The organism is Acidovorax sp. 210-6, from assembly GCF_010020825.1.
GTDB lineage: Bacteria > Pseudomonadota > Gammaproteobacteria > Burkholderiales > Burkholderiaceae_C > Simplicispira > Simplicispira sedimenti.
Window position 1 is genome coordinate 2,755,659 of record NZ_JAACJE010000001.1, and the last position, 25,529, is coordinate 2,781,187.

At 67.0% G+C, this 25,529-nt stretch carries 20 protein-coding genes; 6 read left to right on the plus strand and 14 right to left on the minus strand.

Going from position 1 to position 25,529, the window contains the following annotated elements; genetic code table 11:
• Positions 1-7 precede the first annotated feature (7 nt).
• The 13 genes from GWK50_RS12795 to purN all read right to left on the minus strand — a co-directional run bounded on the left by GWK50_RS12795 (position 8) and on the right by purN (position 17,064).
• Positions 8-1,396, minus strand: a complete 1,389-nt coding sequence (locus GWK50_RS12795; RefSeq protein ID WP_162016868.1) for a hypothetical protein — start codon at positions 1,394-1,396, stop codon at positions 8-10.
• Positions 1,397-1,497: 101 nt separating this feature from the next.
• Positions 1,498-2,484, minus strand: a complete 987-nt coding sequence (locus GWK50_RS12800; RefSeq protein WP_162016869.1) for a prepilin-type N-terminal cleavage/methylation domain-containing protein — start codon at positions 2,482-2,484, stop codon at positions 1,498-1,500.
• A 40-nt stretch (positions 2,485-2,524) separates the two neighbouring features.
• A complete protein-coding gene (locus GWK50_RS12805) occupies positions 2,525-3,013 on the minus strand; it encodes a hypothetical protein (protein WP_162016870.1) in 489 nt (162 codons plus the stop codon).
• A 21-nt stretch (positions 3,014-3,034) separates the two neighbouring features.
• Positions 3,035-3,640 (minus strand): hypothetical protein, encoded by a 606-nt coding sequence (locus GWK50_RS12810; protein WP_162016871.1) that lies wholly within the window; start codon positions 3,638-3,640, stop codon positions 3,035-3,037.
• The gene (locus tag GWK50_RS12815) at positions 3,637-5,097 is read right to left on the minus strand and encodes a hypothetical protein (RefSeq protein WP_162016872.1); all 1,461 of its coding nucleotides are present in this window, start codon (positions 5,095-5,097) and stop codon (positions 3,637-3,639) included. The genes GWK50_RS12810 and GWK50_RS12815 overlap by 4 nt, the downstream gene beginning before the upstream one ends.
• On the minus strand, positions 5,094-6,293 hold the full coding sequence (locus tag GWK50_RS12820) for a type II secretion system F family protein (protein WP_162016873.1): 1,200 nt from the start codon (positions 6,291-6,293) through the stop codon (positions 5,094-5,096). Before GWK50_RS12820 ends, GWK50_RS12815 begins: the two co-directional genes overlap by 4 nt.
• Positions 6,294-6,308: 15 nt before the next feature.
• On the minus strand, positions 6,309-8,054 hold the full coding sequence (locus GWK50_RS12825; protein WP_242455372.1) for a GspE/PulE family protein: 1,746 nt from the start codon (positions 8,052-8,054) through the stop codon (positions 6,309-6,311).
• On the minus strand, positions 8,051-9,625 hold the full coding sequence (locus GWK50_RS12830) for a tetratricopeptide repeat protein (protein ID WP_162016874.1): 1,575 nt from the start codon (positions 9,623-9,625) through the stop codon (positions 8,051-8,053). The genes GWK50_RS12825 and GWK50_RS12830 overlap by 4 nt, the downstream gene beginning before the upstream one ends.
• Entirely contained in the window at positions 9,622-11,394 is a 1,773-nt protein-coding gene (locus GWK50_RS12835; protein ID WP_197905011.1) for a type II and III secretion system protein, read from the minus strand. Before GWK50_RS12835 ends, GWK50_RS12830 begins: the two co-directional genes overlap by 4 nt.
• Positions 11,395-11,444: 50 nt before the next feature.
• Positions 11,445-13,007 (minus strand): AAA family ATPase, encoded by a 1,563-nt coding sequence (locus GWK50_RS12840; protein WP_162016876.1) that lies wholly within the window; start codon positions 13,005-13,007, stop codon positions 11,445-11,447.
• 125 nt (positions 13,008-13,132) lie between these two features.
• Positions 13,133-14,452 carry an RsmB/NOP family class I SAM-dependent RNA methyltransferase gene (locus tag GWK50_RS12845; RefSeq protein ID WP_162016877.1) on the minus strand — a complete coding sequence of 440 codons (1,320 nt, stop codon included), beginning with the start codon at positions 14,450-14,452 and terminating at the stop codon, positions 13,133-13,135.
• Between the two features lie 34 nt (positions 14,453-14,486).
• The gene (locus tag GWK50_RS12850; RefSeq protein ID WP_162016878.1) at positions 14,487-16,340 is read right to left on the minus strand and encodes a M48 family metallopeptidase; all 1,854 of its coding nucleotides are present in this window, start codon (positions 16,338-16,340) and stop codon (positions 14,487-14,489) included.
• A gap of 142 nt (positions 16,341-16,482) precedes the next feature.
• Positions 16,483-17,064, minus strand: a complete 582-nt coding sequence (gene purN, locus GWK50_RS12855) for a phosphoribosylglycinamide formyltransferase (RefSeq protein ID WP_162016879.1) — start codon at positions 17,062-17,064, stop codon at positions 16,483-16,485.
• A 31-nt stretch (positions 17,065-17,095) separates the two neighbouring features.
• Between purN and GWK50_RS12860 the strand changes: the two genes are divergently transcribed.
• The 3 genes from GWK50_RS12860 (at position 17,096) to GWK50_RS12870 (ending at position 20,144) form a co-directional block, all read left to right on the plus strand.
• Positions 17,096-17,749: a YceH family protein gene (locus GWK50_RS12860; protein ID WP_162016880.1), complete on the plus strand. Its 654-nt coding sequence runs from the start codon at positions 17,096-17,098 to the stop codon at positions 17,747-17,749.
• A gap of 85 nt (positions 17,750-17,834) precedes the next feature.
• Entirely contained in the window at positions 17,835-19,016 is a 1,182-nt protein-coding gene (locus GWK50_RS12865; protein WP_162016881.1) for an acyl-CoA dehydrogenase family protein, read from the plus strand.
• Positions 19,017-19,028: 12 nt separating this feature from the next.
• The gene (locus GWK50_RS12870) at positions 19,029-20,144 is read left to right on the plus strand and encodes an acyl-CoA dehydrogenase family protein (RefSeq protein ID WP_162016882.1); all 1,116 of its coding nucleotides are present in this window, start codon (positions 19,029-19,031) and stop codon (positions 20,142-20,144) included.
• A gap of 67 nt (positions 20,145-20,211) precedes the next feature.
• Here GWK50_RS12870 and GWK50_RS12875 read toward each other — a convergent pair whose 3' ends face one another.
• Positions 20,212-20,769: an HNH endonuclease gene (locus GWK50_RS12875; RefSeq protein WP_162016883.1), complete on the minus strand. Its 558-nt coding sequence runs from the start codon at positions 20,767-20,769 to the stop codon at positions 20,212-20,214.
• A gap of 176 nt (positions 20,770-20,945) precedes the next feature.
• On the opposite strand from GWK50_RS12875, the gene GWK50_RS12880 reads away from it, so the two are divergent.
• The 3 genes from GWK50_RS12880 to lspA all read left to right on the plus strand — a co-directional run bounded on the left by GWK50_RS12880 (position 20,946) and on the right by lspA (position 25,462).
• Positions 20,946-21,980, plus strand: a complete 1,035-nt coding sequence (locus GWK50_RS12880) for a bifunctional riboflavin kinase/FAD synthetase (RefSeq protein ID WP_162016884.1) — start codon at positions 20,946-20,948, stop codon at positions 21,978-21,980.
• 126 nt (positions 21,981-22,106) lie between these two features.
• Positions 22,107-24,941 carry an isoleucine--tRNA ligase gene (ileS, locus tag GWK50_RS12885; RefSeq protein WP_162016885.1) on the plus strand — a complete coding sequence of 945 codons (2,835 nt, stop codon included), beginning with the start codon at positions 22,107-22,109 and terminating at the stop codon, positions 24,939-24,941.
• 2 nt (positions 24,942-24,943) lie between these two features.
• Entirely contained in the window at positions 24,944-25,462 is a 519-nt protein-coding gene (lspA, locus tag GWK50_RS12890) for a signal peptidase II (RefSeq protein WP_162016886.1), read from the plus strand.
• Positions 25,463-25,529: the final 67 nt, after the last annotated feature.

A 25,529-nucleotide genomic window follows, 5' to 3' on the forward strand; every position in this document is an offset into this window, starting at 1 on the left:
TCACCCGTTACGGGGATGGGCAGGTGGCCGCCTGGCAGAAAAACACGTTTGCCACAAAGAAGCGTGAGGAACCCACAGGCTGCACCACCACCTCGTCAAACTGTGTCCCAGGCGGAGTCAGCGCGAGGTTTGTCAGCTGCGGAGAAGCAGGCATCGAGGTGGTGACAGCCACCGACTGCATCAGGTTGCCAAGCGTGACCCCATTTTTCTTGAAGGTGATGGAGACAGCCACCGTGGTATTGGATATGCCCAGAAGGCCCAAGGCAAAGCTCTGCGCTGTCTTGCTTAAACCCAAACGGAAGCTCAGGGATTCCGATGAATCCAGCGCCCGGTTGCTGCTGTTACCCGCTCCACACCCCGAACTGCACACGCCAAGGGCTTGGTAAGGACCATCGGTGCTGATCTCTCCCCCCGTTGAGCTGATACGCACCGTGCCCAAATCTGTTGTCGAAAGATCAATGAACGTCAGGCCCGAGCCGTTGCCTTTGGTATCGATAGCATTTGGATCTTCCAGCAGCTTTTTGATCATATCGCCGGTTACAGGCGGCGGTGGCGGTGGCGGTGGCGGTGGCGGTGGCGGTGGCGGCGGCACTGTCTCCGGCCAGTCCCTTGCCTCCCTGCCTGCCGCGTGGATAAGCTGGGAAATGGTCTCGAACAACAGCAAGTCGTCAAAATGCGCTGGCGCGCTCGCCGAGTCGAGATCCACGACATTCTCATCGCGCTGGACAAAGGGCGGCACAGGTGCCGGAGGAACGGCCGGTGCCTGCGCATTGACAAGTTCATCCGCACTGGCAGGAACCGGAACACGCCCACCGCCTGGAAGCCACGCACCCTGGCCGCTGGAGCCATGGCTGATCAACACCCATGCCATCTGCGTCTGGTTGACGCCACCCACACGCACGCCAAGACCCGGACGAAAATCAGGATCAAGATAGGTGCCCGGGCCAGGCCCGGGCAGCACATCATGGGCTGCTGTGCATTCACGGTTTGGTACTGGCGGAGACTGCGGTGAACTTTCCACCGTATCGCAGTCGGTCATGTCGGCCCCTCTGTCCCGGGTCATGCCCGTGGGGCCGTCGTACACACGGTAAGAGATTTTTCTTCCCCAGGCGTCCAGGGCATCGTCAGCACGCAACCCCAGACTCACCCAGGGTACCGTTCCATCGCGGTTGGTACAAAGATCCACAGCCGTGGGCGGTACCGCCAGCCCAGCATCCAAAGCCCCGGCAGCCGGGCATGGCAAGCGCCCCTGGGTGGCCACAAAGGCATGCAACGCGGCACGAATGCGCTCCATGCGAGCCTGTGTCTGCGTGACCCGTTCTCTGCGATCCTCCACCTGTTGCGCCATGCGAATGGCCAGCGTGGTTGCCGCCACCACCAGGAGCGTCACAATCATCGCAAGCGCAATGCCTCCCTGCTGGCTGGGCCGACAGGGCAATGTGCAGAGTGGGGGTAGGGGTGGGGATGCTTGCATGGCTCGGGAGGTCATACATTGCATCAGGGTGTCTTACGGGGCCCCAAGCCCGCAGCTATGGCTACCGAAATAACGGTAGGCCGTACAACAATGTCGTCAAAATAGGGTCCACCTACCGTTGGCAACGGGTTCTCATCATAGTCAGCATCGATATAAAAAGTGCTGTTCAAATCTGCTGCCCTCAGCACTTGGCCGTTTTGGTTGATGTTCTCACGTGCACCTGGCCCAGGGCCGCTGGCTATTGTCAGCAGCGTGCCATCGGTGTTGTACGCCCCTACCCTGTTGGCGCCGTGGCTGATAAGAAAATAGGCTGCACCATTGCCGTCAATCCGCCGTGCAACCTCAAAAGTCCCCGGAGGATTAGGTGTTGTGGTGGCAGGGCATGCGTCTCTGCAAACCCGAAATCCACGCGCTTGCATTCCACCATCAGCCAATAGCGCGCCCAATGGCTGGGCATTGGCTCCTGTGCAGCGATATTCTGCAGGCGAAGGTGGCGTCGGCTTCGCAGGATCGCATTCGCTGAAATCCATCCCCCCATCCATCGCCAAAGACGTATTGATTCCACTTCCCGCACCTACATTTGTACGCGCCCAAACACGATAGGTGATAAGCCCCCCCCAGGCATCGGTCGCAGCATCTGCGGACAAACCCAAACTGCGCCAAGGAACCACCCCACTTGTCATGGACGTACAGGTGGCAGGTGGTACCGCGTTATTGCGCTGCTCCACTCCCGAGGTCAGATTGCCGGTTCCTTGCGCGCCATCCGCCGGACAGGGTAGCCGCCGGTTCACCACCACAAACCGCACCATTGCCTGCTCCAGCGCCTCCAGCTTGGCGCGGGTTTCCTTGCGGCGGTTGTTTTCCAAAAAGGTGTTGGTGGCCGGCAGAAAGACGGCGGCCAGCAGACCCACGATGAGCAGCACCAGCGCCATTTCCACCAGCGAGAAGCCGCGTGCTCTGGCACCGGCCCGGGCCAACACAAAGGGTGCAAAGAAATTGGTTGCTATCATTTTTATAGCTGCTTGCGCTTGTATATAGGGCGTCAGAGCCCTATTTCTTATGCAATGACCCTGGCGCCACCACGTCGTTCAGAACGGCGCCGGTGTCGCTGACCTGCTGCCCAGGGCGCAGCACGATGTCGCTCTCGCCGCTCAGGCGCAGGCGCACTTCGCCATCACCGATGTGCACGGTGCGGCCCGCAAAGGGTTCGCCGTGCTGCAGCATCTGGCCGTTGATCCAGGCGGTGGCGTTCTTGCGGCCCAGGGCCAGGCCGTCCAATTGAAATACCGGGGGCGGTGCCTGCGGTGCCGACGCGGTGGGGGGTGTTGTCTGATCCATGCCGCCCGGTGGCGCTTTGCGCGCAGCCTCAATGCTGGCGCGCTGCTGCGGGGTGTAGAACACGCGCGGCCAGAGGCTGGCTGCTTCGGGGTCGCTGGGCTGCGGCACTGCACTGGCGGCGCTCGCCGGGCCCGCCAGCAGGCAGCCCCATGCTGCCAGCAGGGCGGCAAGGCGATGGGGCGCTGGAGCAGGGGATGGCATGGCGGCGTACCTCAGGGTGGCCTACTTCGGGGCATTCTGGTCGGCACCAGAAAGCGGGTCAATGTGCAGAAAGTTGACACGGCAGCGCGCCGAAAGGCCCTCGGGCGTGGGTTGCTCGAACACGCAACCTGCCACACGCGAGACAAGGGAATGGCGCGATCGCAGTTGCTCCAGCACACGCAGCACCTCGATTTCGTGCACCCGTGCAAACTGCAGTTCCAGCACATGGCGCTGCACGCGCGCCTGGGCGGCTTCGGCCTGGGGCAGTTCCACCGCTTCGGGTGCGGCCAGGGTGAAGCTGGCCTGGCCCTGCAAATCCTGTTGCTGGAGGATGCGCAGCAGGTCCTCCACCCACACGGCGCGCGGTTCGCCACCCACCAACCCGGCAGCCACCATCTGCTGGTACTGGCGCAAGTGGTTTTGCACGTCAGCCTGCTCGGCGCGGGCTTCCTCAAGCTGGCCTTGCGCAGCCTGTTGCGTGGCCTGCGCCTGTTGCCAGCCGGGAAAGAGGAAATGGCGCACGCCCCACAGGGCCAGCACCGCCACCAGAACAGCCGCCAAGACACCCGCCAAGGTCAAAACGGCGGGCCGTACCAGCGGAAAGACCACAGGCCAGAGTCGCTTCATGAAGGCTCTCCCACGGCAGCGGCATCGGCAGTGCGCAAGCCCAGGCACCAGCGCCAGGTATTAGCGGCAACATCTGCAGTGTTGTTCTGGCCTCCGGCCAATGCAGTGGCGCTTTCCAGGCGCACCGGGTCGATCTTCACCTGCCACTGCGGCCAGGCGCCCACCGACTGGCCCAGCGCCTCCAGCAGCGCCTGGCGCTGGCGCGGCAGCAGGCCAGCGTCGGGGCGGATCTCGAACTGCCATTCCGCCTGCAGGGCCGCGTTGGCCTGTGCCACGGGCGTGGCCTCGGCGCCCGCTGGCTGAGCACCGGGGCAGGCCTGGGCGCGCAGGGCTTGTTCGGTGCGCACCAGCTGGGCCTGGGGGTGGGCCTGCAGCATCTGCCCCAGCATCCACAGCGGCTGCGCGGGGTCCAGGCCCTGGTCCAGTTCCTGGCGCTGTACCTCCAGGGCCAAGCGCAGCAGCGGTACGTTGATCTGGCGCCGGGCCAGGTCTTCACGGATGGCCTGGGCCTGGGCCTCCATGTTGGTGGCCTGCTGCACACGGGCACGGCTTTGTTCTGCGCCCCCGAGCAAAGCCTGGCCCTGCAGCGCCAAAGCGGCCAGCCCAGTCAGCAGCACGACCACCGTGGCCACCCTGAGCCCCTGGCGCGCACGCTGGGCCAGGTGGTGTCGGCGCAGGTCGGCTGCCGCCAGTTGACCCGGCGCTCGCTGGCCCGCCAGCGCCAGCACCTCGGCCAGCATGCTGGCAGCCTTGCGCGGTGCCACGGCAGGCAGCAGCGGCAACCCCTGGTTCTGCAGGCTCGCACGCAGATCGGGTGCCGGGTCCATGGACAAGACCTGCGGCCTGGTGTCGCGCTCAATGATGCGGTTGTCGGCCAGGTATTTGAGCGTGAGCGCCACCTCGCGCGCCTGCAGATCCGGCTCGGTTTCCAGCAGCAGGCGCGAGAACACGGGCACACGGTCCTGCAGCAGCACCATGCGCATGCCATAGGGCAGGCACAGGCACAGCAACAGCCAGCCCTGGCGCGGCAGATGGGCCTGGAGCGCGGCCCAGTGGGCCATGAGGTAGCTCAGCGTCCAGACACCCTCGATCGGGTGGCGCGCCTGCACCAGCGCATCGAGTTGCCCCATCAGCATCGGGGACGACACCCCCACCGCATGCAGCCCAAAGGGCTTGGGCAGCAGCGGCTGGGCCGAAGCGGGCTCCCAGCTTGCGTGCAGCGGCACATCGGGCAGCAGGGTCTGGTACTGCACCTGGATGAAGCTCTGCCGGTCGCCGCCCAGGAGGCCCGGCACCTCGATGCGCACATGGGTTTCTTCGACCAGGTCGGCCACCACGCGCACCCCGACGGCTGCGCTGGGTGGCTCAGGCAGGGCCTGGCCCTGGGCATCGAGCCACTGCGCCTGCGCCGGGTTGACCAGCAGCAAGTGGGTGCGAGAAGAAGAGCGCAGCGTCATGCCCGGATCTTGGAAATGGTGTCGTAAATGGGGCCCAGCACGGCCAGCATGATCCAGCCCAGGATCAAGCCCAGCACCACGGTGAGCACCGGCTCGATGAGCGCCTGCACGCGGCCGATGGATTCGTCGATATCGCGCGTGAAGAAGTAGCTCACGTTGGCCAGCGCTTCATCCAGCGCGCCCGTGGCTTCGCCCACGCGCAGCATGCGCACCACGAGCGAGGGAAAGAGGTTCTCCATGGCAAAGGCATCACTGATGGAGGTGCCGTTGGCAATGCGCTCGCGCGCACGCGCCAGGGCGCGCTGCACGGGCAGGTTGCTGGTGATCTTTTCGCAGTAGCCCAGCGCCTCGATCACCGGGATGCCGGTGCGGTACATGAGCGCAAAGCTGTCCATCAGCCGCGCCAGGATGATTTTCTTGATCACCGGCCCCACCGCCGGAATGGCCAGCACCGCCTGGTGCAGCTTGAAGCGCAGTTGCTCGTTGGCCCGCGCCGCCAGCGCCACGCCCACCACCAGCGCCACTGGCGTGGGCAGGATGAGCCACCAGTAGCCCACAAAGGCCTCGGACAGCCAGATCAGCAATCGCGTCTGCAGCGGTATCTCCTGCCCCATGTTGCGGATGAAGCTCACGAGCTGGGGCACCAGGTACACCATCAGGAACACCACCACACCCGAGATGGTGACGGTGACGAACGCCGGGTACATGAGCAGCTTCTTGGTCTGCGCGGCCAGCTCGGCCTGCCACTTGAGCGAGCGCACCAGTTCGCCCAGCACCTCGGCCAGCTGGCCGGTGATTTCGCCCGAGCGCACCAGGTGCACCATCACGTCGGTGAAGATGCCTGGGTCCTGGGCCATGGCGTCGGCCAGGGTGCTGCCGTTCTGGATGCGGTCCATCAGGCTGGCAGCCACCTGGCGCAGCTCCAGGCTGTCGGCGCCGTCGCGCAGGTCCTGCAGGGCACCAATCAGCGGCACGCCTGCGCGCAACAGCATCTGCATGTGGAACAGCAGGTTGATGAGTTCGCGCGTGGGCAGGCTGGCCAGGCGCAACGCACGGCGGCGCACCGTGGAAAAGCGGATCAGCGACAGGCCCGAGGCGCGCAGCTGCGCCTGCAGGTCGGCCTCGTGCAGGGCGGTGATTTCGCCCTTGACGATTTCGCCGCCCTCGTTGATGGCGCGGTAGCGATAGCGTGGCATGCGCGCTGTGCTCCGTTACAGTTTTGTGGTCAGATCGACCACCCGGCCCACCTCTTCCACGGTGGTGATGCCTTCCAGCACGCGGCGCAACCCGTCTTCGGCCATGGGCGCAAAACCATGCGCCATGGCGTGCGCGGTGAGTTCGCCCAAGGTAGCGTTGCGGGTGATCAGCTCGTCCAGCATGCTGTCCATGCGCAGCAGCTCCATGATGGCCAGCCGCCCCTTGTACCCCTGGAAGCCGCAGGCCTCGCAGCCGCCGTGGTGGGCACGGTACACCGTGCGCCCGACGGCGTGGGCACCGATGAGGCGGGCTTCGATGCTGCCCTCGGTGACCTGCACCTCCTCGCGGCAGTGCACGCACACACGCCGCACCAGGCGCTGGGCCACGATACCGATGATGTTGCCCGCCATCACCTCGGGAGAAACGCCCAGGTCCTTGATACGCTGAAAGCTGCGCAGCGCCGAGTTGGTGTGCAGCGTGGAGAACACCTGGTGGCCCGTCATGGCGGCGCGGAAGGCCATTTCGGCGGTGTCCTTGTCGCGCACCTCGCCCACCAGGATGATGTCCGGATCCTGGCGCATGAGCGAGCGCACGCCGTCGGAAAAGTCGATCTTGCTGCCGTCCGAGATGGAGGTCTGCCGGATACGCGTGATGGGGTACTCGACCGGGTCCTCCAGCGTCATGATGTTGACGCTTTCGTCGTTCATGTGGCTGAGCACCGAGTACAACGTGGTCGTCTTGCCCGAGCCCGTCGGGCCGGTCACCAGAATGATGCCCTCGGGCCGCGCCAGCATCAGGTCCAGCAGGTAGTACTGGTCTTCCGTCAGTCCCAGCTTTCTGTATTCGACAATGCCGCGCTTGGCATCGAGCACGCGCAGCACGAAGTTTTCGCCATGGATGGTGGGCTGCACTGCGGCACGAAAGTCCACGCTGCGCCCGCCGATGGACAGCGACACCCGCCCGTCCTGCGGCGCACGGCTCTCGGCAATGTTCATGCCTGCCACCAGCTTGAGGCGCACCAGCATGGCGTTCCAGTAGCGGCCATGCAGCACACGCACCTGGCGCAGCACGCCGTCGATGCGGTAGCGGATGCGCAGGAATTGGCCCTCGGGCTCGAAGTGGATGTCCGATGCGAGCTTGTGCACCCCATCGGACAGCAGCGCGTCCACCAGGCGCACCACCGGATGGCTGTAGCCGCCCTGCCCTTGCGAGAGCGAGGCCATGTCGATCTGGCCGGTCTCGATCTCCTGGATGATGCCGTCGATGGACAGCTCATAGCCGTAGAACTGATCGATGGCGGCCAGCACATCGGCCGCACTGGCCAGGCGCCACGCGATGGACACCCCCAGCCCCACGTGCGCCCGAATCTGGTCGCCCGCAATGATGTCATTGGGCTTGGGGCTGGCCAGCACGAGCTTTTGCGTCTCGGCCTGGAACGACACCGGAAACACCTGAAAGCGCAGGGCCATGGCCTTGGGCAGGCGCGCCAGCGCCTCCGGATCGGCCAGCACCGTCTGCAACTGGATGGTCTGCTGGCCCAGCGTCTGGCCCAGGGCCTCGCGCATGGCTTCTTCGGTGACAAAGCCCAGGGCGATCAGCGCATCGCCGAGCTGTTTACCGGTCTTGCGCTGCTCCAGCAGGGCGATCTGGATCTGGTCGGCCGACACCAGCCCCATGTGCTGGAGCCGGTCGCCCAGGCGCATGGGCGGCTGGCCTGTGGCCGGTGCGTTCGGCGCGGCAGCGGTCTGTGCGTCGCTCATTGCGTCCACAGCTCCTGCAGTTCGTCGATGCGCCGCTCCACGGCACGCACGGGCACGCCCGATGCCCCGGACGCCCCCTGTTGCAGCGCCTGGCGGTACATGCGCAAGGCCTCCTCGTAGCGCCGCGCCTGGTCCAGCGCCACGGCCAGGTTGTAGGCATAGGCCGCATGGCCGGGGGCGAGCGACTGCGCCAGCGTCAGCGGCCCCAGGGCCTCGGGCCAGCGCCCCTGGCGGCCCAGCAGGTTGCCCAGCGCGGCCTGCGCAGCCGCGTCGCGCGGGCGGGACTGCACCCATTCCTGCAGGCGGCTTTCTGCCGTGGCGGGGTCGGAATCGGACAGGATGGCCAGCATGCCGGTGCGGGCGGTGTCGTTGTCGGGCCAGATCTGCAGGCTGCGCTGGTAGGCGGCCCAGGCGGCCTCATGCTGGCGCTGGCGGTGCAGGGACACAGCCAGGCCCAAGGTAGCGTCAGGGTCGTCAGGGCGCTCGGCCAGCACCTGCTGGTACAGCGCCTGGGCCTTGGCCGCATCCCCCTGGCGCAGGGCGGCCCAGGCCGCCTGCAACTGCGCCTGGGCCTGCGAGCGCACCAGTTGCGCCGCAACGGCGCTGGCGGCGGGGCCTGCCGGGGCTGCCGGGGCTGCCGCCTCAGCGGCCACCTTGGTGGCAGCGCGGCGCCTTGGCTCGGGCGCAGGTGCCTCGGCAGCCTGCGGACCAGGCTCCGCCTGGCTGGGCGATGGGGGTACAGAGGCGGCCTGGGGCACCGGATCTGCGCGATCGACCCGTGGTGCGGTGGCCGGCTTCGCCGGTACCGAGGGCGCTGGGACTTGTGTGGCGGCGGGTGTCGCCAGCGGGGCGGCTGCAGGCACCGGCGCGGCGGCATCCACCTGAGCCACGGAAGGCACGGCTGCGTCAGCCGCGGCAGAGCCAGGCGCCTCGGGCGCTTCGGCCAGCGAGGCCGCCTCCATCGGCGCAGCCACTTCGCCCTGGGCGCTGGCGGGTTCGGGGGCGGTGGATGGAGCCATGCCCGTGGGCATCAGCCCAGGGCGCTGCTGCGACATCCAGTACTGCCAGCCCAGCCAGGACAGCACCGCCAGCGCCATGCCGGCGAGCAGCCCCCACACCATGCGACGTCCCCGCGCGCCCTTGGGTTGCGCTGGCGCCGCTGCGCCGACCATGGCCTGCGCCGCCTCGCGCGCCGCCATGGGCGCCTTGGCTGGGGCCGCAGCCGAGGCAGAGGCGGCACCAGTGGTCACAGTGGAAGTCGCTGCCGTACGCGCCAAGGCCTCAGGCGCAGCCGGGGGAGAAGGCACCGCAGGTGCGGGTTTGGTGGCCGCGGTAGGCTGCGCGGTGGCCTCGGTAGCCGCGGGGGAGGCGCTCGGAGCGGCGGGCTCCATCGCCTCGGCACGCTCTGGCGCCGGGGCCAGCGTCAACTCCAGCCCTGCGGGTGTAGCGGGCGCCGCTGGCTCCGCGGCGGGCGCCTGTGCGGCCACCGGCAACACAGCAGGAGGATCGGCGGGTTCCAGCGCCAGAGACTTGTTCTGGCTGCGCTGCAGGGCTTCGAGCAAGAGGCTCATGGGCGGCCTCCGGGCAGGGGCTCCGGCTCCACGGGCGCTGGCTTCATGCGCTCGGGCATGGGGCGCAGGGCTTCGCTGAGGTGCGGCTCAAAAGGCTGGTGATCTCCTGTGAGGCTGGCGCTCGATACCACCGTGGGCCGCAGGAAGATGACCAGCTCGCTCTTGCTGCTGGCCTTTTTCTTGTACTTGAACAACTCCCCCAGGCCCGGCACGCTGCCGATGCCAGGCGTCTGGTCCGTGGTGCCGGACACATCGTCGCGCATCAGGCCACCCAGCACGGCTGTATCGCCCGAGCGCACCTTGATGACAGACTCCATCTCGCGCGTCTGGATCTGCGGAATGCGGCTGCTGATTTCCGACACATTGATGCCGTCGTTGCGCGCCTGGGCCAGGTAGATGGGCACGGCCGGGTCGTCCACATAGCTGACCACCCGCGAAAGCGTGGGCCGCAGAATCAAGGTGACCTCGTCGCCCTCGCCCACCTGGGGCATGACGCTCATGACCAGCCCCACCGACACCGTGTTGGGCGTGGATGTGAGCGTGAACGTGGGCGCCGAACCGGCCGAGCCCGGCGTGTAATTGGCCGACAGCGTGAAATAGACCAGGTCCTCGGTCACCTTGAGCAAGGCCGCCTGGTTGTTGAGCGCGCTGATCTTGGGGCTGGAGAGCACCTTGGTGTTGCCGAAGGATTCGAGCAGGCGCAACGCCGTGAACAACTGCATGGTGCTGTTGGCGCCGATGCGGGTGTACTTGGGCGTGAAGTTGGTCATGCTGGGGATAACGCCGCTGACCGGCACGCCCGAGGGCAGAACCGAGCCCGCAGGGCCGACCTGCAGCAGGGGCAGGCCATTGCGCACCACGGTCCAGTTGATGCCCTGCTGGTACTCGTCAGACAGGTTGACCTCGACGATGGTGGCCTCGATCATCACCTGGCGGCCCGCGCTCTTCATGACGCGATCGATGAACTCGCGCACGCGCATGTGCTGGCGGTAGGTGGCGCGCACGGAGATGACGCCCGTTTCCGGGTTGGCGATCACGGAGGCCGACTCCCGGAACCGCGCGGGCGCCGGGGCGGGCGTCACCGGCGCCGCAGCCCCGGCAGGCGCCGAAGCTGCGGGCGCAGGCGCAGGCGCAGGTGCCGCTGCCGGTGCTGCAGCCTCTCCCCCCTCAGGAATGATCTTGTCGGTTTCGCGCAGCAGATCGCGGATGTTCTGGGTCAGCGTTTCCCAGAAGCGGTTGTGGGAGTTGTTGGTCAGTGTGCTGTTGGAGCTGTTGCCCGCACCGCCCCCGCTGCCACCGCGCGCAATGCTGGTGCTGGCACCGATCTCGCTGCGCGCCTCGCGCGCCACATTGAGGTAGTCCACCCGGTAGTGGCGCAGCACAGGCGCATCGGGCATGACGAACAGGTTGCGCCCCTCCATCTCGTAGCGCATGTTCACTTGCAGGGCGGCGCGGTCCAGGATTTCGGGCAGGGTCTGGTCGATGGCGTTCATGCTCACCGTGCCGGCCAGGTCAGGGTGCACGTCCAGATTCAGGCGCGCATCGCGCGCGATGGCGAACAGCAGGCTGCGGATGTCCACGTTGTGCACGCTGACGGAAAACACGTCGGCCTTGGCCCGCGCGGTGCTGGGCGGGGGCGGCAGCAGGGGCGCATCCACCAGCGCGGGGGGCTGTCCCTGCGCCGCAGCCTGGGGCCGCAGGTGGCCTGCCCCGGGCGCAGGTGCGTTGCTGGCGCAGGCCGTCAGGCCCAGAGCCAGCAGCAGTACCAAGGGTCGCAGACGTCCTGTGGAATTCAGGGGAGAAATCGGGTTTGCACACTTCATGACGGCACCCGTTCGGGGTAGGTTTCCTCGCGCACGCGCACCAGGGAGCGCGGCAAGGGTTTGTGGGTCTTCAGGGCGTCGGGCCATTTTTGCAGGTTTTGCATCGCCTGCGCCCGGCTGGCGTAGCGCCCCGCGTACACGGCCCACAGGCCCACCATCTTGGTTTTGTCCTTGTGGCCGGGGTAGGCACGGTCCTGCACCCACACCTCGGCACCGGCCTGTCGCGCCAGCTCCAGCAAGCGCAGTGCCCCGGCGGCGCTGTCGGACAAGCCCGTCTGCAAAACCCAGAAATCCTGCGCCGGGTCGTCGAACACCGCGCGGGTTTGCAACACGGCCTCGCGCAGCGCGGGCGACACATCGGCGTAGCGCTGCTCCAAGGTGTCCTGCAAAGGCTTGGGAATCGCTGCAGGGTCGGGCCGCTCGATCACGGCGGGCACGGTGGGCGACCCAAGGGCAGCGACCACCGAGGCCGCCCCAGCGGGAGCCACCGGTGCGGCGTCGGCAGGAAGCACCGGCGTGACCACGGGCGCCGCCACGGAGGCTGGGCTCTGCGGCACCACGGGCGCAGGCGCCGACTGCACCGCTTGCGGAACCGCCGCGCTCCCCCCGCCTGCAGCGGGGGCACGCTGGCCCAGGCCATAGCCCACGGCCACCCCGGCCCCCAGGCCTGCACCCGCCAGGGCCAGCCAGAGCAAGGCACGGCGCCAGGGCACAGCGGCCGCGGGCGCCTTGCGACCGGCAGCGCCACCACCCTGGACTTCAGCGACGGCCATGCGCACATGCGCACGCTCGACCTGGCGCGCACCCTGGGCAAAGGCCGCCAGCAAGGCCTTGTCGGCCAACAGGTGGATGGCGCGGATGCGCCCGCCCGAGGCGTCGGTCAGTTCGCGCAGCGCGCGCGGCTCGAACAGCGCCCCGCCCTGCCAGCCCGCCCGGCGCAGGCGGTGCTCGATGTAGGCCGCCGCATCGGGGCCGTTCAGGGGTTGCAGCTCAAAGCGGTGCACCACCCGGTCGCGCACCTGGCGCAGCTTGGGCAGGGCCAACAGCGTGTCCAGCTCGGGCTGGCCGAAGAGCACGATCTGCAGCAGCTTGTGCTGGGCCGTTTCCAGGTTGGACAGGAGCTTGATCTCCTCCAACGATTCGGGCGGCATGGCCTGCGCCTCGTCGATGAGCACCACCGCGCGCCGCCCCTGGGCGTGGCGCTGCAACAGAGCCTCCTGGATGGTCAGCACCAGGGGCTGACCCACGACAGGGGGCTGCAGACCCCAATCTGCAATCAGGGATTGCAGGATTTCTCGCGGACCGAACGAGGGGTTGGCCAGATAGACCAGATCGACCTGATCGCGCGGCAGGCGCTCGGCCAGCATGCGGCACAGCATGGTTTTGCCGCTGCCGACCTCCCCCACCACCACGACGATGCCGTCTTCATCGAGCACCGCGTGGTGCAAGGCATCCAGGATGGCACCGCGCGCCTGTCCCTCGAAAAAGAACTTTCCGTTTGGCGTGATGCCAAACGGCGCCTCACCCAAGCGGAAGTGTTCAAGGTAGAGGGATGACAAGGCAAATTCTTTTCAGATCAATGGTTTATGCGCAATTCTTGAAAATGATAGTGCATTCAACCCAGGCACAGGTCGATATGTAACCCTTTGTTTGCCTTTGGTGTGGTGCGGACGCAAAAACAGTGTTATTTACGCTGCCAGACGGCAGCAAAGAAGCCGTCGGTCTGGTGGCGGTGCGGCCACAGGCGCACAAAGCGGCTGCCGGACTCGCCGCCGCTGCACAGGCTGGCGGCTTCGGGCACCTTGAGCTGGGCCAGCAGTTCGCCCGCATCCAGCGGCTCGAAATCGCGGTGGGCCTGGGTGAAAGCGTCGGCAATGGCCTCGTTTTCCTGCGGCAGCATGCTGCAGGTGGCATAGACCAGGCGCCCACCCGACTTGGGCAGGCGGGCGGCGCTCTCCAGGATGGCGGTCTGCTTGGCGACCAGCTCCTCCAGCGCCTGGGGCGACTGGCGCCACTTGAGGTCGGGGTTGCGGCGCAGCGTGCCCAGGCCGGAACAGGGGGCATCGACCAGCACGCGGTCGATCTTGCCCGCCAGGCGCTTGACGCGCTCGTCGCGCTCATGCGCGATGGCCGCAGGGTGCACGTTGGACAGCCCGCTGCGCGCCAGCCGGGGCTTGAGCGCGTCGAGGCGGTGGGCCGACACATCAAACGCGTACAAGCGCCCGGTGCTGCGCATGGTGGCGCCGATGGCCAGGGTCTTGCCCCCGGCACCGGCGCAGAAGTCCACCACCATTTCGCCGCGCTTGGCGTCCAGCAGCAGGGCCAGGAGCTGCGAGCCTTCGTCCTGTACCTCGATGGCGCCACGCTCGAACGCGGGCAGCTTGGTCAGCGCGGGTTTGCCCTGCACGCGCAGGCCCCAGGGAGAATATGGTGTTGCTACGGTTTTGATAGCTGCTTGCGCAAGCTCCTTCTGCACCAGCTCGCGTTTTTCCTTCAAAACGTTGACGCGCAGGTCCAGCGGCGCGCTGGTGGACAAGGCCTGCACCATGGGCCAGAACTCCGCGCCCAGCTGTGCCTTAAGCGGCTCCACCAGCCATTCGGGCAGGTTGTGGCGGTGGCGCTCCATCAGGTCGTCCTGGGAGATCGCATCGCACTGGTCCAGCCACTGCTTTTCGCGCTCGTTCAGCGCGGACTTGAGGAAGTCACGCGGCCCGTGCTGGGCCTGCGGGTTGCTGCGGCGCGCCTCTTCGTCCTGCCAGTGGGCAAAGCCCAGGATGGCCAGGCGCCGCTCCTTGGGGCCGCTGCCCGAGGGCGCCAGGTGGTCGAACAGCAACTTTTTGCGCAGCACGGCATAGGCCGTTTCGGCCAGGGCGGCGCGCTCGCGCGGGCCGAGTTGGCGGTGGTCGCGAAAAAAGCGGGACACCACGGCGTCGGCCGGGTGCTCCAGGGTCAGGGTCAGGCGCACCAGTTCGGCGCAGGCTTGCAAAAGGGCGTTGGGATGCATGGGTGGGATTGTCCCACCCTTGGGGCTGAGCAGGTCAGCGCACGAACACGGGCTCGGCAGCGTGGCGCTTCAGTTCTTCGGGCGAGCTGGCTTCGTCGGCGTCCATCACCAGCATGGGGCCGGGCATGGAAAGGCTGTTTTCCAGCCGGTGGCACAGCGCCAGGCCTTCGTCGGGCTCCAGGCCGGGCATTTCCACGAACAGCAGGTAGGCCCGGCGCCGGGGAAATTCGCGCAACTGCTTGCGCACCAGCCAGGCGCGCGCCACGTTGCGGTAGCGGGCGAGCTGGGTGGTGAGTTCGGTCTGCTCGAAGGGGCTGAGGTCGTGCCGCACCGCACGGGCAAAGAGCGAGGCGCCCGAGAGCTCCTCCCAGGCGCGGTCCTCGGCCTCCTGGGCGCGCTCCAGGCGTTTGCGCCATTGCTTGTAGGCGGCAGCGTCGTGCTCCATGCCGGGGCGCGAAGTTTCCAGTTCGGCCAGCGCCGTGCGCGCCGCCCACCAGCGGCTGTCACCGTCGCCATCCCAAAGCTGCTCCAGGCACTGGAGCTTGCCCTGGCGGTCTTCGTCGGGCAGGCTTTGCACCAGCCCGCGCAGGGCACCCGCATGCCCTGGGCTGCGCTGCAGCGCCAGTGCGTACAGGGGCTGCACCGGCGCGCGCGGATCAAGGTGGCGTGAGAGGCGCGCCAGTTCCACCATTTCGTCGGCATTGCTCTGGGCCTGTTGGGCCGTGAGCTTTTGCACCCGCTCGCGCACCTGCGCCAGCCAGGCGTGGTGCTGCTTCCATTCGGTGGCGTGATCGCGGCACCATTGCTTGTCGAAATGGTCGATCCAACGCTTGGCGTCGTCACCCAGCAGTTCCATGGCGCTGCCGCCCGACCATTCGGGCAGGATGGGCGGAGCCTCCAGCGACTCAAGCCGGTCGCGCAGGCCGGGGTGGGTGTCGTCCACGTTGCTCAGGCGCTTGAGGGCCTGGCGCAGTGCATCATTGGCAAAAGCCGGCTCGGGCATACGCGCCAGGCGCTTGCGCAGCGAGCGGTACGGCCCCACAGGCACCGGGTGGTCGGCGGCCTTGCTCCAGTGGCGCTCCCAGAAATGGCGCTCCATCCAGGTGCCGCGCACCTCGATCTCGATGAGTGCGGCAGCGGCCACCTCACGGCCCACCAGGCGCCCGGCGATGCGGTCGGCCTCGTATTCGTCCTGGCGCGCCAGCGCAAAGCTGCGCGCCGCAAAACGCGGCAGGTACCAGCGCATGAAGGCGTTGGACGCCGCGGCCACGACGTTGCCATCGTCACCCAACCCCTGGTGCATGCGCATCCAGGCCATGCGGGTGCGGTAAATCCAGGCGGCAAAGCGGCCATGGTCGCCACGCAGATGGCCGTACTCGTGGCCCAGCACGGCCAGGAAGCGTTGGCGATCGAGCGCCATCAGCAAGGGCAGGCCGATGGTCAGGTGGTTGACTGCGCCGCCCAGCAGGCCGTAGCGCGGCTGCTGACGGATGCATGCGTTGAACTCGTCGTTGAGGTACACGTGGTGGATGTGCGGCCCCTTGATCTTGCGGCGGATGCGCTCCAAGGCCTCGAACAGGGCGGGCGCCTCCACGGCCGTGATTTCGACACCATCGGGCGCATCGCTGCGCAGCCACAGCGCCTGCAGGCTGGTCCACAGCAGTGTCAGCCCGCTGATGAGCACCATCACAAACCCGAACTTGAAGCGCCCCTCCAGCAAGGGAGGCAAGGCCCAGGCCACCATGCCCAGCGCCAACACCAGGCAACCCAGCACCCAGGCGTAGCCCAGCGCCGCAAAGGCCGCCACGCTGCGGCGGTAAGCGCTGCTGTTTTCGGCGCTGGCGATTTCGCTCATGCGCACCATGTGAACGAAATCGGCCTGGTCCATGCGGCAGCCCTCTCCAGTGGATTCGATATGGTCAGCCCGCGATGGTACCGGGGCCCGGCGGCACTTCAGTCCACCGCAGCAGGGCGGACGGCCAAATAGTGCCAAAAACCAACGCTACCGCGCACACCCACTGCGCAAGTAGCTACATTTTTGATAGCAATTGAGCCACCGCCCGCGGGTACACCACATGCTCCTGCGTGAGCACCCGGGCGGCCAGGCTGGCGGCGGTATCGCCGGGCAGCACGGGCACCACGGCCTGGTCCAGGATGGGGCCCACGTCCAGCTCGGCGGTGACCTGGTGCACCGTGCAGCCCGCAAACTTGCAGCCCGCGTCGATGGCCCGCTGGTGCGTGTGCAGGCCGGTAAAGGCGGGCAACAGCGAGGGGTGGATGTTGATCAGCCGCCCGGCATAGTGCGCCACAAAGCCCGGCGTGAGGATGCGCATGAAGCCCGCCAGCACCACCAGCGCCGGGTCATGGCGGTCGATGCGCTCGGCCAGCGCGGCGTCGAAGGCTTCGCGGGTGGCAAAGCGCTTGTGGTCCAGCACCTCGGTGGCAATGCCCTGCGCCTGGGCAAAGGCCAGCCCCGCCGCATCGGCCTTGTTGGACACCACGGCCGCCACGCGGGCGCCCAGGCGCTTGTCCCACTGCTGCTGTTGCGCCGTGCGCACCATGGCCGCCATGTTGGAGCCGCCGCCAGAGATCAGAATCACGATGTTCTTCATTTGCCATGATTATCCAGGAGCCCCCTCCACCATGCCTTTTGACCCCGCCACCCACCCCCTGACCGCCCTGGAAGCCCGCGTGCTCGCCACGCTGATGGAAAAGGCCCGCACCGTGCCCGACAGCTACCCGCTCACGCTGAATGCCGTGGTCACCGGCTGCAACCAGAAGACCGCCCGCGAACCCGTGATGCAGGTGAGCGATGCCCAGGCGCAAGAGGCGCTGGACAGCCTGCGCCAGCGCTCGCTGGTGTTTGAAACCAGCGGCGGGCGCGCCACGCGCTACGAACACAACTTTCAGCGCGTGGTGGGCGTGCCCGACCAGGCCGCCGCACTGCTGGGCCTGCTGATGCTGCGCGGGCCGCAGACGGCGGGCGAGTTGCGCATCAACACCGAGCGCTGGCACCGCTTTGCCGACATTTCCTCGGTCGAGGCCTTTCTGGACGAGTTGCGCGAACGCAGCGCCGACAAGGGCGGCCCGCTGGTCGTGCTGCTGCCACGCGCCCCCGGCGCGCGCGAGCCCCGCTGGGCACACCTCCTGTGCGGGCCGGTGGACCTCTCCGCCCTCGCCGCCGCAACCCCTCCCGATACCGCGCTGCAAGAACGTGTGCAGGCGCTGGAGGCCGAAGTGGCCGCGCTGAAGGACACCGTTGCCCGGCTCTGCGCGGCACAGAACCTGCCGACATAGGAGCCTGCGTCCGGGATGTCTCCATTTGGACAGTGCAAAAACGAACGCCCGTGCTACAAATGCGACTTCTCAGGAGACACACCCTATGGATCTCGCATTCACCCCCGAAGAGCAGGCGTTCCGTGACGAAGTCCGCGCCTGGGTTCGCAGCAACCTCCCCCCGGAGATTTCGCACAAAGTCCACAACGCCCTGCGCCTGACGCGGGACGATCTGCAGGGCTGGGCCAAGATCCTGGGCAAGAAGGGCTGGCTGGCCTCCGGCTGGCCCCAGCAGTTTGGCGGCCCCGGCTGGACAGCCGTGCAAAAGCACCTGTTCGAAGAAGAGTGCGCGCTGGCCGGTGCGCCACGCGTCGTGCCCTTTGGTCCCGTGATGGTGGCACCCGTCATCATGGCCTATGGCACGCCCGAGCAGCAGCAACGCTTCCTGCCCGGCATCGCCAGCGGCGAGGTGTGGTGGAGCCAGGGCTACTCGGAACCCGGCTCGGGCTCGGACCTGGCCTCGGTCAAGACGCGCGCCGAGCGCGTGGGCAACAAGTACATCGTCAACGGCCAGAAGACCTGGACCACGCTGGGCCAGTACGGCGAGTGGATCTTCTGCCTGGTGCGCACCAGCAACGAGGGCAAGCCCCAGACGGGCATCAGCTTCTTGCTGATCGACATGAAGTCGCCCGGCGTGACCGTGCGCCCGATCAAGCTGCTTGACGGCGAGTGCGAAGTCAACGAGGTGTTCTTCGACAACGTCGAAGTGCCCGCCGAGAACCTGATCGGCGAGGAGAACAAGGGCTGGACCTACGCCAAGCACCTGCTCTCGCACGAGCGCACCAACATTGCCGACGTGAACCGCGCCAAGCGCGAACTCGAACGCCTCAAGCGCATCGCCAAGGCCGAGGGCCTGTGGGACGATCAGCGTTTCCGCGACCAGATCGCCCTGCTCGAAGTGGATGTGGTTGCGCTGGAAATGCTGGTGCTGCGCGTGCTGTCCGCCGAAAAGAGCGGCAAGAACTCGCTCGACATCGCAGGCCTGCTCAAGATCAAGGGCAGCGAGATCCAGCAGCGCTACGCCGAGCTGATGATGCTGGCCGCCGGCCCCTTCGCCCTGCCCTTCATCGAGGAAGCCATGGAAGCGGGCTGGCAAGGCGACTTCCCCGGCGGCAGCGTGGCCCATGCGCCGCTGGCCTCCACCTACTTCAACATGCGCAAGACCACCATCTACGGTGGCTCGAACGAAGTGCAACGCAACATCGTCGCTCAAACGGTTCTGGGCTGAGGAGACAAGAACATGGATTTCGATTTTTCTGACGACCAGCAGCAACTGCGCGACGCCGTGCGCAAGTGGGTGGACAAGGGCTACAACTTCGAGCGCCGCCGCGCCATCGTCGCCGCTGGCGGCTTCGACCGTGCCGCCTACGGCGAACTGGCCGAGCTGGGCCTCACCGCCCTCACAGTGCCCGAACAGCACGACGGCATGGGCCAGGGCGCCATCGACGCCATGGTGGCCATGGAAGAACTGGGCCGTGGCATGGTGCTCGAACCCCTGGCGCACACCTTCATCGCCAGCAGCGTGCTCTCCCACTGCGCGCCCGCCGACGTGCAGGCCACCTGGCTGCCGCGCATCGCCAGCGGCGAAGCCCTGGTGGTGCTGGCACACCAGGAGCGCAAGGCCCGCTACCGCCTCGACGTTTGCGATGCAAAAGCGGCTGCAACGCCCACCGGATATGCGCTGACAGCTACCAAAAGCATAGTCCCCGCCGGCGACCAGGCCGACGCCTTCCTCGTGCCCGCGCAGCTGGATGGCAAGCTCGCGCTATTCTTGGTCGAGCGTGCTGCGAACGGCGTCACCACGCGCGGCTACGGCACCCAGGACGGCAGCCGCGCCGCCGAGGTCCAGCTGGCCAACGCGCCCGCCACGCTGGTCACCAAGGACGGCCTGGCCGCGCTGGAACTGGCCGTGGACACCGGCATCGCCGCCACCTGCGCCGAAGCCGTGGGCGTGATGGACCAGACCGTGGCCCTGACCGTGGACTACATGAACCAGCGCAAGCAGTTTGGGGTGGCCATCGCCAGCTTCCAGGCCCTGCGCCACCGCGTGGCCGACATGAAGATGCAGCTCGAACTGGCCCGCTCCATGAGCTACTACGCCAGCCTCAAGCTCGGCGCCCCCGCCCCCGAACGCCGCGCCGCCCTGGCCCGCGCCAAGGTGCAGCTGGGCCAGTCCATGCGCTTCGTGGGCCAGCAGTCGGTGCAGCTGCACGGCGGCATCGGCGTGACCGACGAATACATCGGCAGCCACTACTTCAAGAAGCTCACGCAGCTGGAAATGACCTTCGGCGACACACTGCACCACCTGGGCGAGGTGTCGGCGCGCATGCAAGAGACCGCAGGGGTGTTTGCCTGATTTTCTGGCACACCAAGAAAAAACCGCCTTTGGGCGGTTTTTTCATCGGGACACTATCCGCAGGCCTTCATGCCAGCAGCCGCGAGGACTTGGGCACATGCGCCATCAGGAACTCCATCTGGTCGGCCAGGATGCGGCGGTTGCGCAGGATGAAGTCCTCCCACAGGCTGGGCACGTAGGGCGCATAAAGCAGGGGCATGTGGGCCTGCTCGGGCGTGCGCGGGCCCTTGCGGTGGTTGCAGGGGCGGCAGGCGGTAACCACGTTCATCCAGTGGTCCTGCCCGTTCCGTGCGAAGGGCACGATGTGCTCGCGCGTGAGGTCTTCCTCGTGGAAATGGCCGCCGCAGTAGGCGCACACATTGCGGTCACGGGCAAACAGCTTGGCGTTGGTGAGGCTGGGGTGAAGGTCGAAGGGGTTGATGGCGGGCACGCCCTTGGTGCCGATGATGCTGTTGACGGCTATGACCGACTGGCGCCCCGTGAGCGCGTTGTGACCGCCGTGAAAAACGGCAATCTCACCACCGGACTCCCAGCGCACTTCCCCTGCGGCATAGTGGATCACCGCCTGTTCCAGCGAGATCCACGACTGGGGCAAGCCCTGGGCAGAGAGCTTCAAGACCTTCACGACACGCCTCCTCGAACAACAAAGCCAACAAGGAATGGATGCAGATGTCAGGCGCCAGACCTGCGCGCGCTCGGGCGGCTGGAACGGCTGCGTCACAATATACGCTCATTTCAAGTCAAATCGATGTCCTGCGCCGGAGGGCTGTGCGCCAGGCGCTACCAAAAAGATACCGCTCCATGAAGATTTTCCGAGGACTGCGCCATCCGGACATCGCTCCCGCCTGTGCGCTCACGATCGGTAATTTCGACGGCGTGCACCGTGGACACCAGGCGATGATTGCGCTGCTCAATGGCGAAGCGGCCCAGCGCGGCGTGCCCAGTTGCGCGCTCACCTTCGAGCCGCACCCGCGCGACTATTTCGCCGAGACCCAGAAAAAGCCCGAACTGGCCCCAGCCCGCATCGGCACACTGCGCGACAAACTCTCGGAGCTGGCGCGCTATGGCGTGCAGCAGGCCGTGGTGCTGCCCTTCGATGCCCGGCTGGCCTCGCAGTCGCCGCAAGCCTTCATCGACGAGGTGCTGGTGCGCGGCCTGGGCGCGCGCTATGTGCTGGTGGGCGACGATTTCCGCTTTGGCAAGCAGCGCGCGGGCGACTACGCCATGCTCGACGCCGCCGGCCAGGCCCAGGGCTTTGACGTGGCGCGCATGATGAGCTACGAGGTGCACGGCCTGCGCGTCTCCAGCTCCGAGGTGCGTGCGGCGCTGGGTACCGGACGCATGGAGGACGCAGCGCAACTGCTCGGCCGCCCCTACGCCATTTCGGGCCACGTGGTGCACGGGCGCAAGCTCGGGCGCCACCTGGGCGCCAGCGGGGACAGCGCGGGCGATGGCTTTCGCACCCTCAACCTGCGCTTTGCGCACTGGAAGCCCGCCGCCAGCGGCATCTTCGCCGTCCTGGTGCACGGTCTGTCGGAGCATCCGCTGCCCGGCGTGGCCAACCTGGGCATCCGCCCCTCGCTGGACCCGAACGACGTCAACGGCGGGCGTGTGTTGCTCGAGACCCATTGCCTGGAGTGGCCAGAGCACCTGGGCGCCGAAGGGGCCTACGGTAAAATCATCCGCGTGGAACTGCTGCACAAACTGCACGACGAACTCCGGTACGACAGCCTCGATGCCCTCACCCAAGGCATTGCGAAGGACTGTGCCGATGCGCGCGCCTGGTTCGCCGCCCACGCCGAAACCCGCCGCCAGACCACGCGCGACCGAATTTGACGCGTTGGCACCGCCCGCCGCCTTTCGACAGGCTCTGGCAGGCACATCGCCAACACCCTGCCCCGCTTGCCGGGCCGCACCTGGCCCAGGCCCAGAGCTTGTCGAGTCCAGAAACCCCCTTTCGCCATGTCCGACGCCAACACCCCCGATTACCGCAGCACCCTGAACCTGCCCGACACGCCCTTCCCCATGCGCGGAGACCTGCCCAAGCGCGAGCCCGGCTGGGTGAAGGAATGGGACGAAAAAGGCATTTACAAGAAGCTGCGCGACGCGCGCTGCGGCGCGCCCAAGTTCATCCTGCACGACGGCCCGCCTTACGCCAACGGCCAGATCCACATCGGCCACGCGGTGAACAAGATCCTCAAGGACATGATCACCAAGGCGCGCCAGCTCGAAGGCTTCGACGCGCTCTACGTGCCCGGCTGGGACTGCCACGGCCTGCCGATCGAAAACGCCATCGAAAAGCTCCACGGCCGCAATCTGCCGCGCGACGAGATGCAGGCCAAGGGCCGCGCCTTCGCCACCGAGCAGATCGCGCAGCAGATGGAGGACTTCAAGCGTCTGGGCGTGCTGGGCGAATGGGACAACCCCTACAAGACCATGAACTACGCCAGCGAGGCGGGCGAGCTGCGCGCCCTGAAGCGCGTCATGGAGCGCGGCTACGTGTACCGCGGCCTCAAGCCCGTGTACTGGTGCTTCGACTGCGGCTCCTCGCTGGCCGAGTTCGAGATCGAATACCAGGACAAGAAGAGCCAGACACTGGACGTGGCCTTCAAGGCGCACGACCCGGCCAGGCTCGCCGCCGCCTTCGGCCTGGCCGCGCTGGAGAAGGACGCCTTCGCCGTCATCTGGACCACCACCGCCTGGACCATCCCCGCCAACCAGGCGCTCAACCTCAACCCCGAGCTGCCCTACGCCCTGGTGGACACCGAGCGCGGCCTGTTCGTCATGGCCGCCACGCTGGTCGATGACTGCATGGCGCGCTGGGGCCTGCAAGGCCAGGTGCTGGCCGTGGCCCAGGGCGAGAAGCTCGCGGGCATCGAGTTCGAGCACCCGCTGCACGACGTGCACGAGGGCTACCGCCGCCTCTCGCCCGTGTACCTGGCCGACTACGCCACGGCCAGCGACGGCACGGGTATCGTGCACTCCTCGCCTGCCTACGGCGTGGAAGACTTCAACTCCTGCGTGGCGCACGGCCTGAAGTACGACGACATCCTGAATCCCGTGCTAGGCAACGGCCGCTACGACGAGTCGCTGGCCCTGTTCGGCGGTATGAACATCTGGAAGGCCTGCCCCGTCATCATCGAGACGCTGCAGGCCGCCGGCCGCCTGATGGGCACCACCACCATCACGCACAGCTACCCGCACTGCTGGCGCCACAAGACGCCCGTGATCTACCGCGCCGCGGCCCAGTGGTTCGTGCGCATGGACGAGGGCGAGGGCGTGTTCACCAAGGACAAGGCCCCCGGCACGCTGCGCCAGACAGCCCTGGCCGCCATCGAGCAGACGAGCTTCTACCCCGAAAACGGCAAGGCCCGCCTGCGCGACATGATCGCCGGCCGGCCCGACTGGTGCATCTCGCGCCAGCGCAGCTGGGGCGTGCCCCTGCCATTCTTCCTGCACAAGGATTCGGGCGAGCTGCACCCGCGCACCATGGAGATCCTGGACCAGGCGGCCACCATCGTCGAGCAGGGCGGCATCGAGGCCTGGAGCCGCGTCACGCCCGAGGAAATCCTGGGCGCCGACGATGCGCAGCACTACACCAAGAGCACCGACATCCTGGAGGTGTGGTTCGACTCCGGCTCCACCTTCTGGCACGTGATGCGCGGCACCCACGCCGGCATGCACCACGACAGCGGCCCCGAGGCCGACCTGTACCTCGAAGGCCATGACCAGCACCGCGGCTGGTTCCACAGCTCGCTGCTGCTGGCCAGCGCCATCTTCGGCCGCGCGCCCTACCGGGGCCTGCTCACGCACGGCTTCACGGTGGACGGCCAGGGCAAGAAGATGAGCAAGTCGGTGGGCAACACCGTCTCGCCGCAGGAGGTGAGCAACAAGATGGGCGCCGAGATCATCCGCCTGTGGTGCGCCTCCACCGACTACTCGGGCGACCTGGCCATCGACGACAAGATCCTGGCGCGCGTGGTGGACGCCTACCGCCGCATCCGCAACACGCTGCGCTTCCTGCTGGCCAACGTGAGCGACTTCGACCCGGCCCAGGACGCCGTGCCCTTCGACCAGATGCTGGAGATCGACCGCTACGCGCTCACGCGCGCCGCGCAGTTCCAGCAGGAAGTGCTGGCGCACTACAAGGTGTACGAATTCCACCCCGTGGTCGCGAAGCTGCAGCTCTACTGCTCGGAAGACCTCGGCGGCTTCTACCTCGACGTGCTCAAGGACCGCCTCTACACCACGGCGCCAAAGAGCCTGGCGCGCCGCAGCGCGCAAACGGCGCTGCACCAGATCACGCACGCCATGCTGCGCTGGATGGCGCCCTTCCTCTCGTTCACGGCCGAGGAGGCCTGGAAGGTGTTCGGCAGTTCCGAATCCATCTTCCTTGAAACCTACCAGACCCTGCCCTCGGGCGACGAGGGCTTGGCCGCCAAGTGGGAGCGCCTGCGTGCCATCCGCGACCTGGTGAACAAGGAAATCGAAGGCGTGCGCGCTGCGGGCCAGGTGGGTGCATCGCTGCAGGCCTGCGTGGAGCTGACAGCCCCGCCCGAAGACCATGCACTGCTTGCCAGCCTGGGCGAGGACCTGAAGTTCGTGTTCATCACATCTACTATCAAATTGATAGCTGGTAGCGCAATGAATATCAGCGTTACAGCCAGTTCTGACCAAAAATGCGAGCGCTGCTGGCATTACCGTGCCGACGTGGGCCAGGACGCCGCCCACCCCACGCTGTGCGGCCGCTGCACCAGCAACCTGTACGGCGCCGGTGAACACCGGACCTGCGCCTGAGCATGGCGCGCGCTGCTTCGGGCGCCCGCGCCAGCCTGTGGCCCTGGCTGGCATGGGCGCTGCTCATCCTGATCGCTGACCAGTTCACCAAGACGCTGATTCTGGGCTACTACCAACTGGGTGACAGCACCTATGTCACCAGCTTCTTCAACATCGTGCGCGCGCACAACACGGGCGCGGCCTTTTCCTTCCTGGCCAACGCCGGGGGCTGGCAGCGCTGGTTCTTCACTGGGATTGGCGTGGCAGCGACGCTGTTCATCGTGTGGCAGTTGCGCCAGCACCCGGACCAAAAGCTGTTCGCCTTCTCGCTCGCCAGCATCCTGGGCGGCGCGGTGGGCAACGTGGTGGACCGGCTACTCCACGGCTACGTGGTTGATTTCCTCGACTTCCACTGGAGCTTTCAGTCGGGCATGTTCCACGGCGGGCATTTCCCAGCCTTCAACATTGCCGATGCGGGGATCAGCGTAGGTGCGGCCTGCCTCGTTTTGGACGAGTTGCTCCGGGTAAGAAAGACCACTTAGTCGGCAGCACATCGCCGTGATGGTGCTGTGCACATTCCACCACGTCTGCAACCGGCGCGGCCCAGGC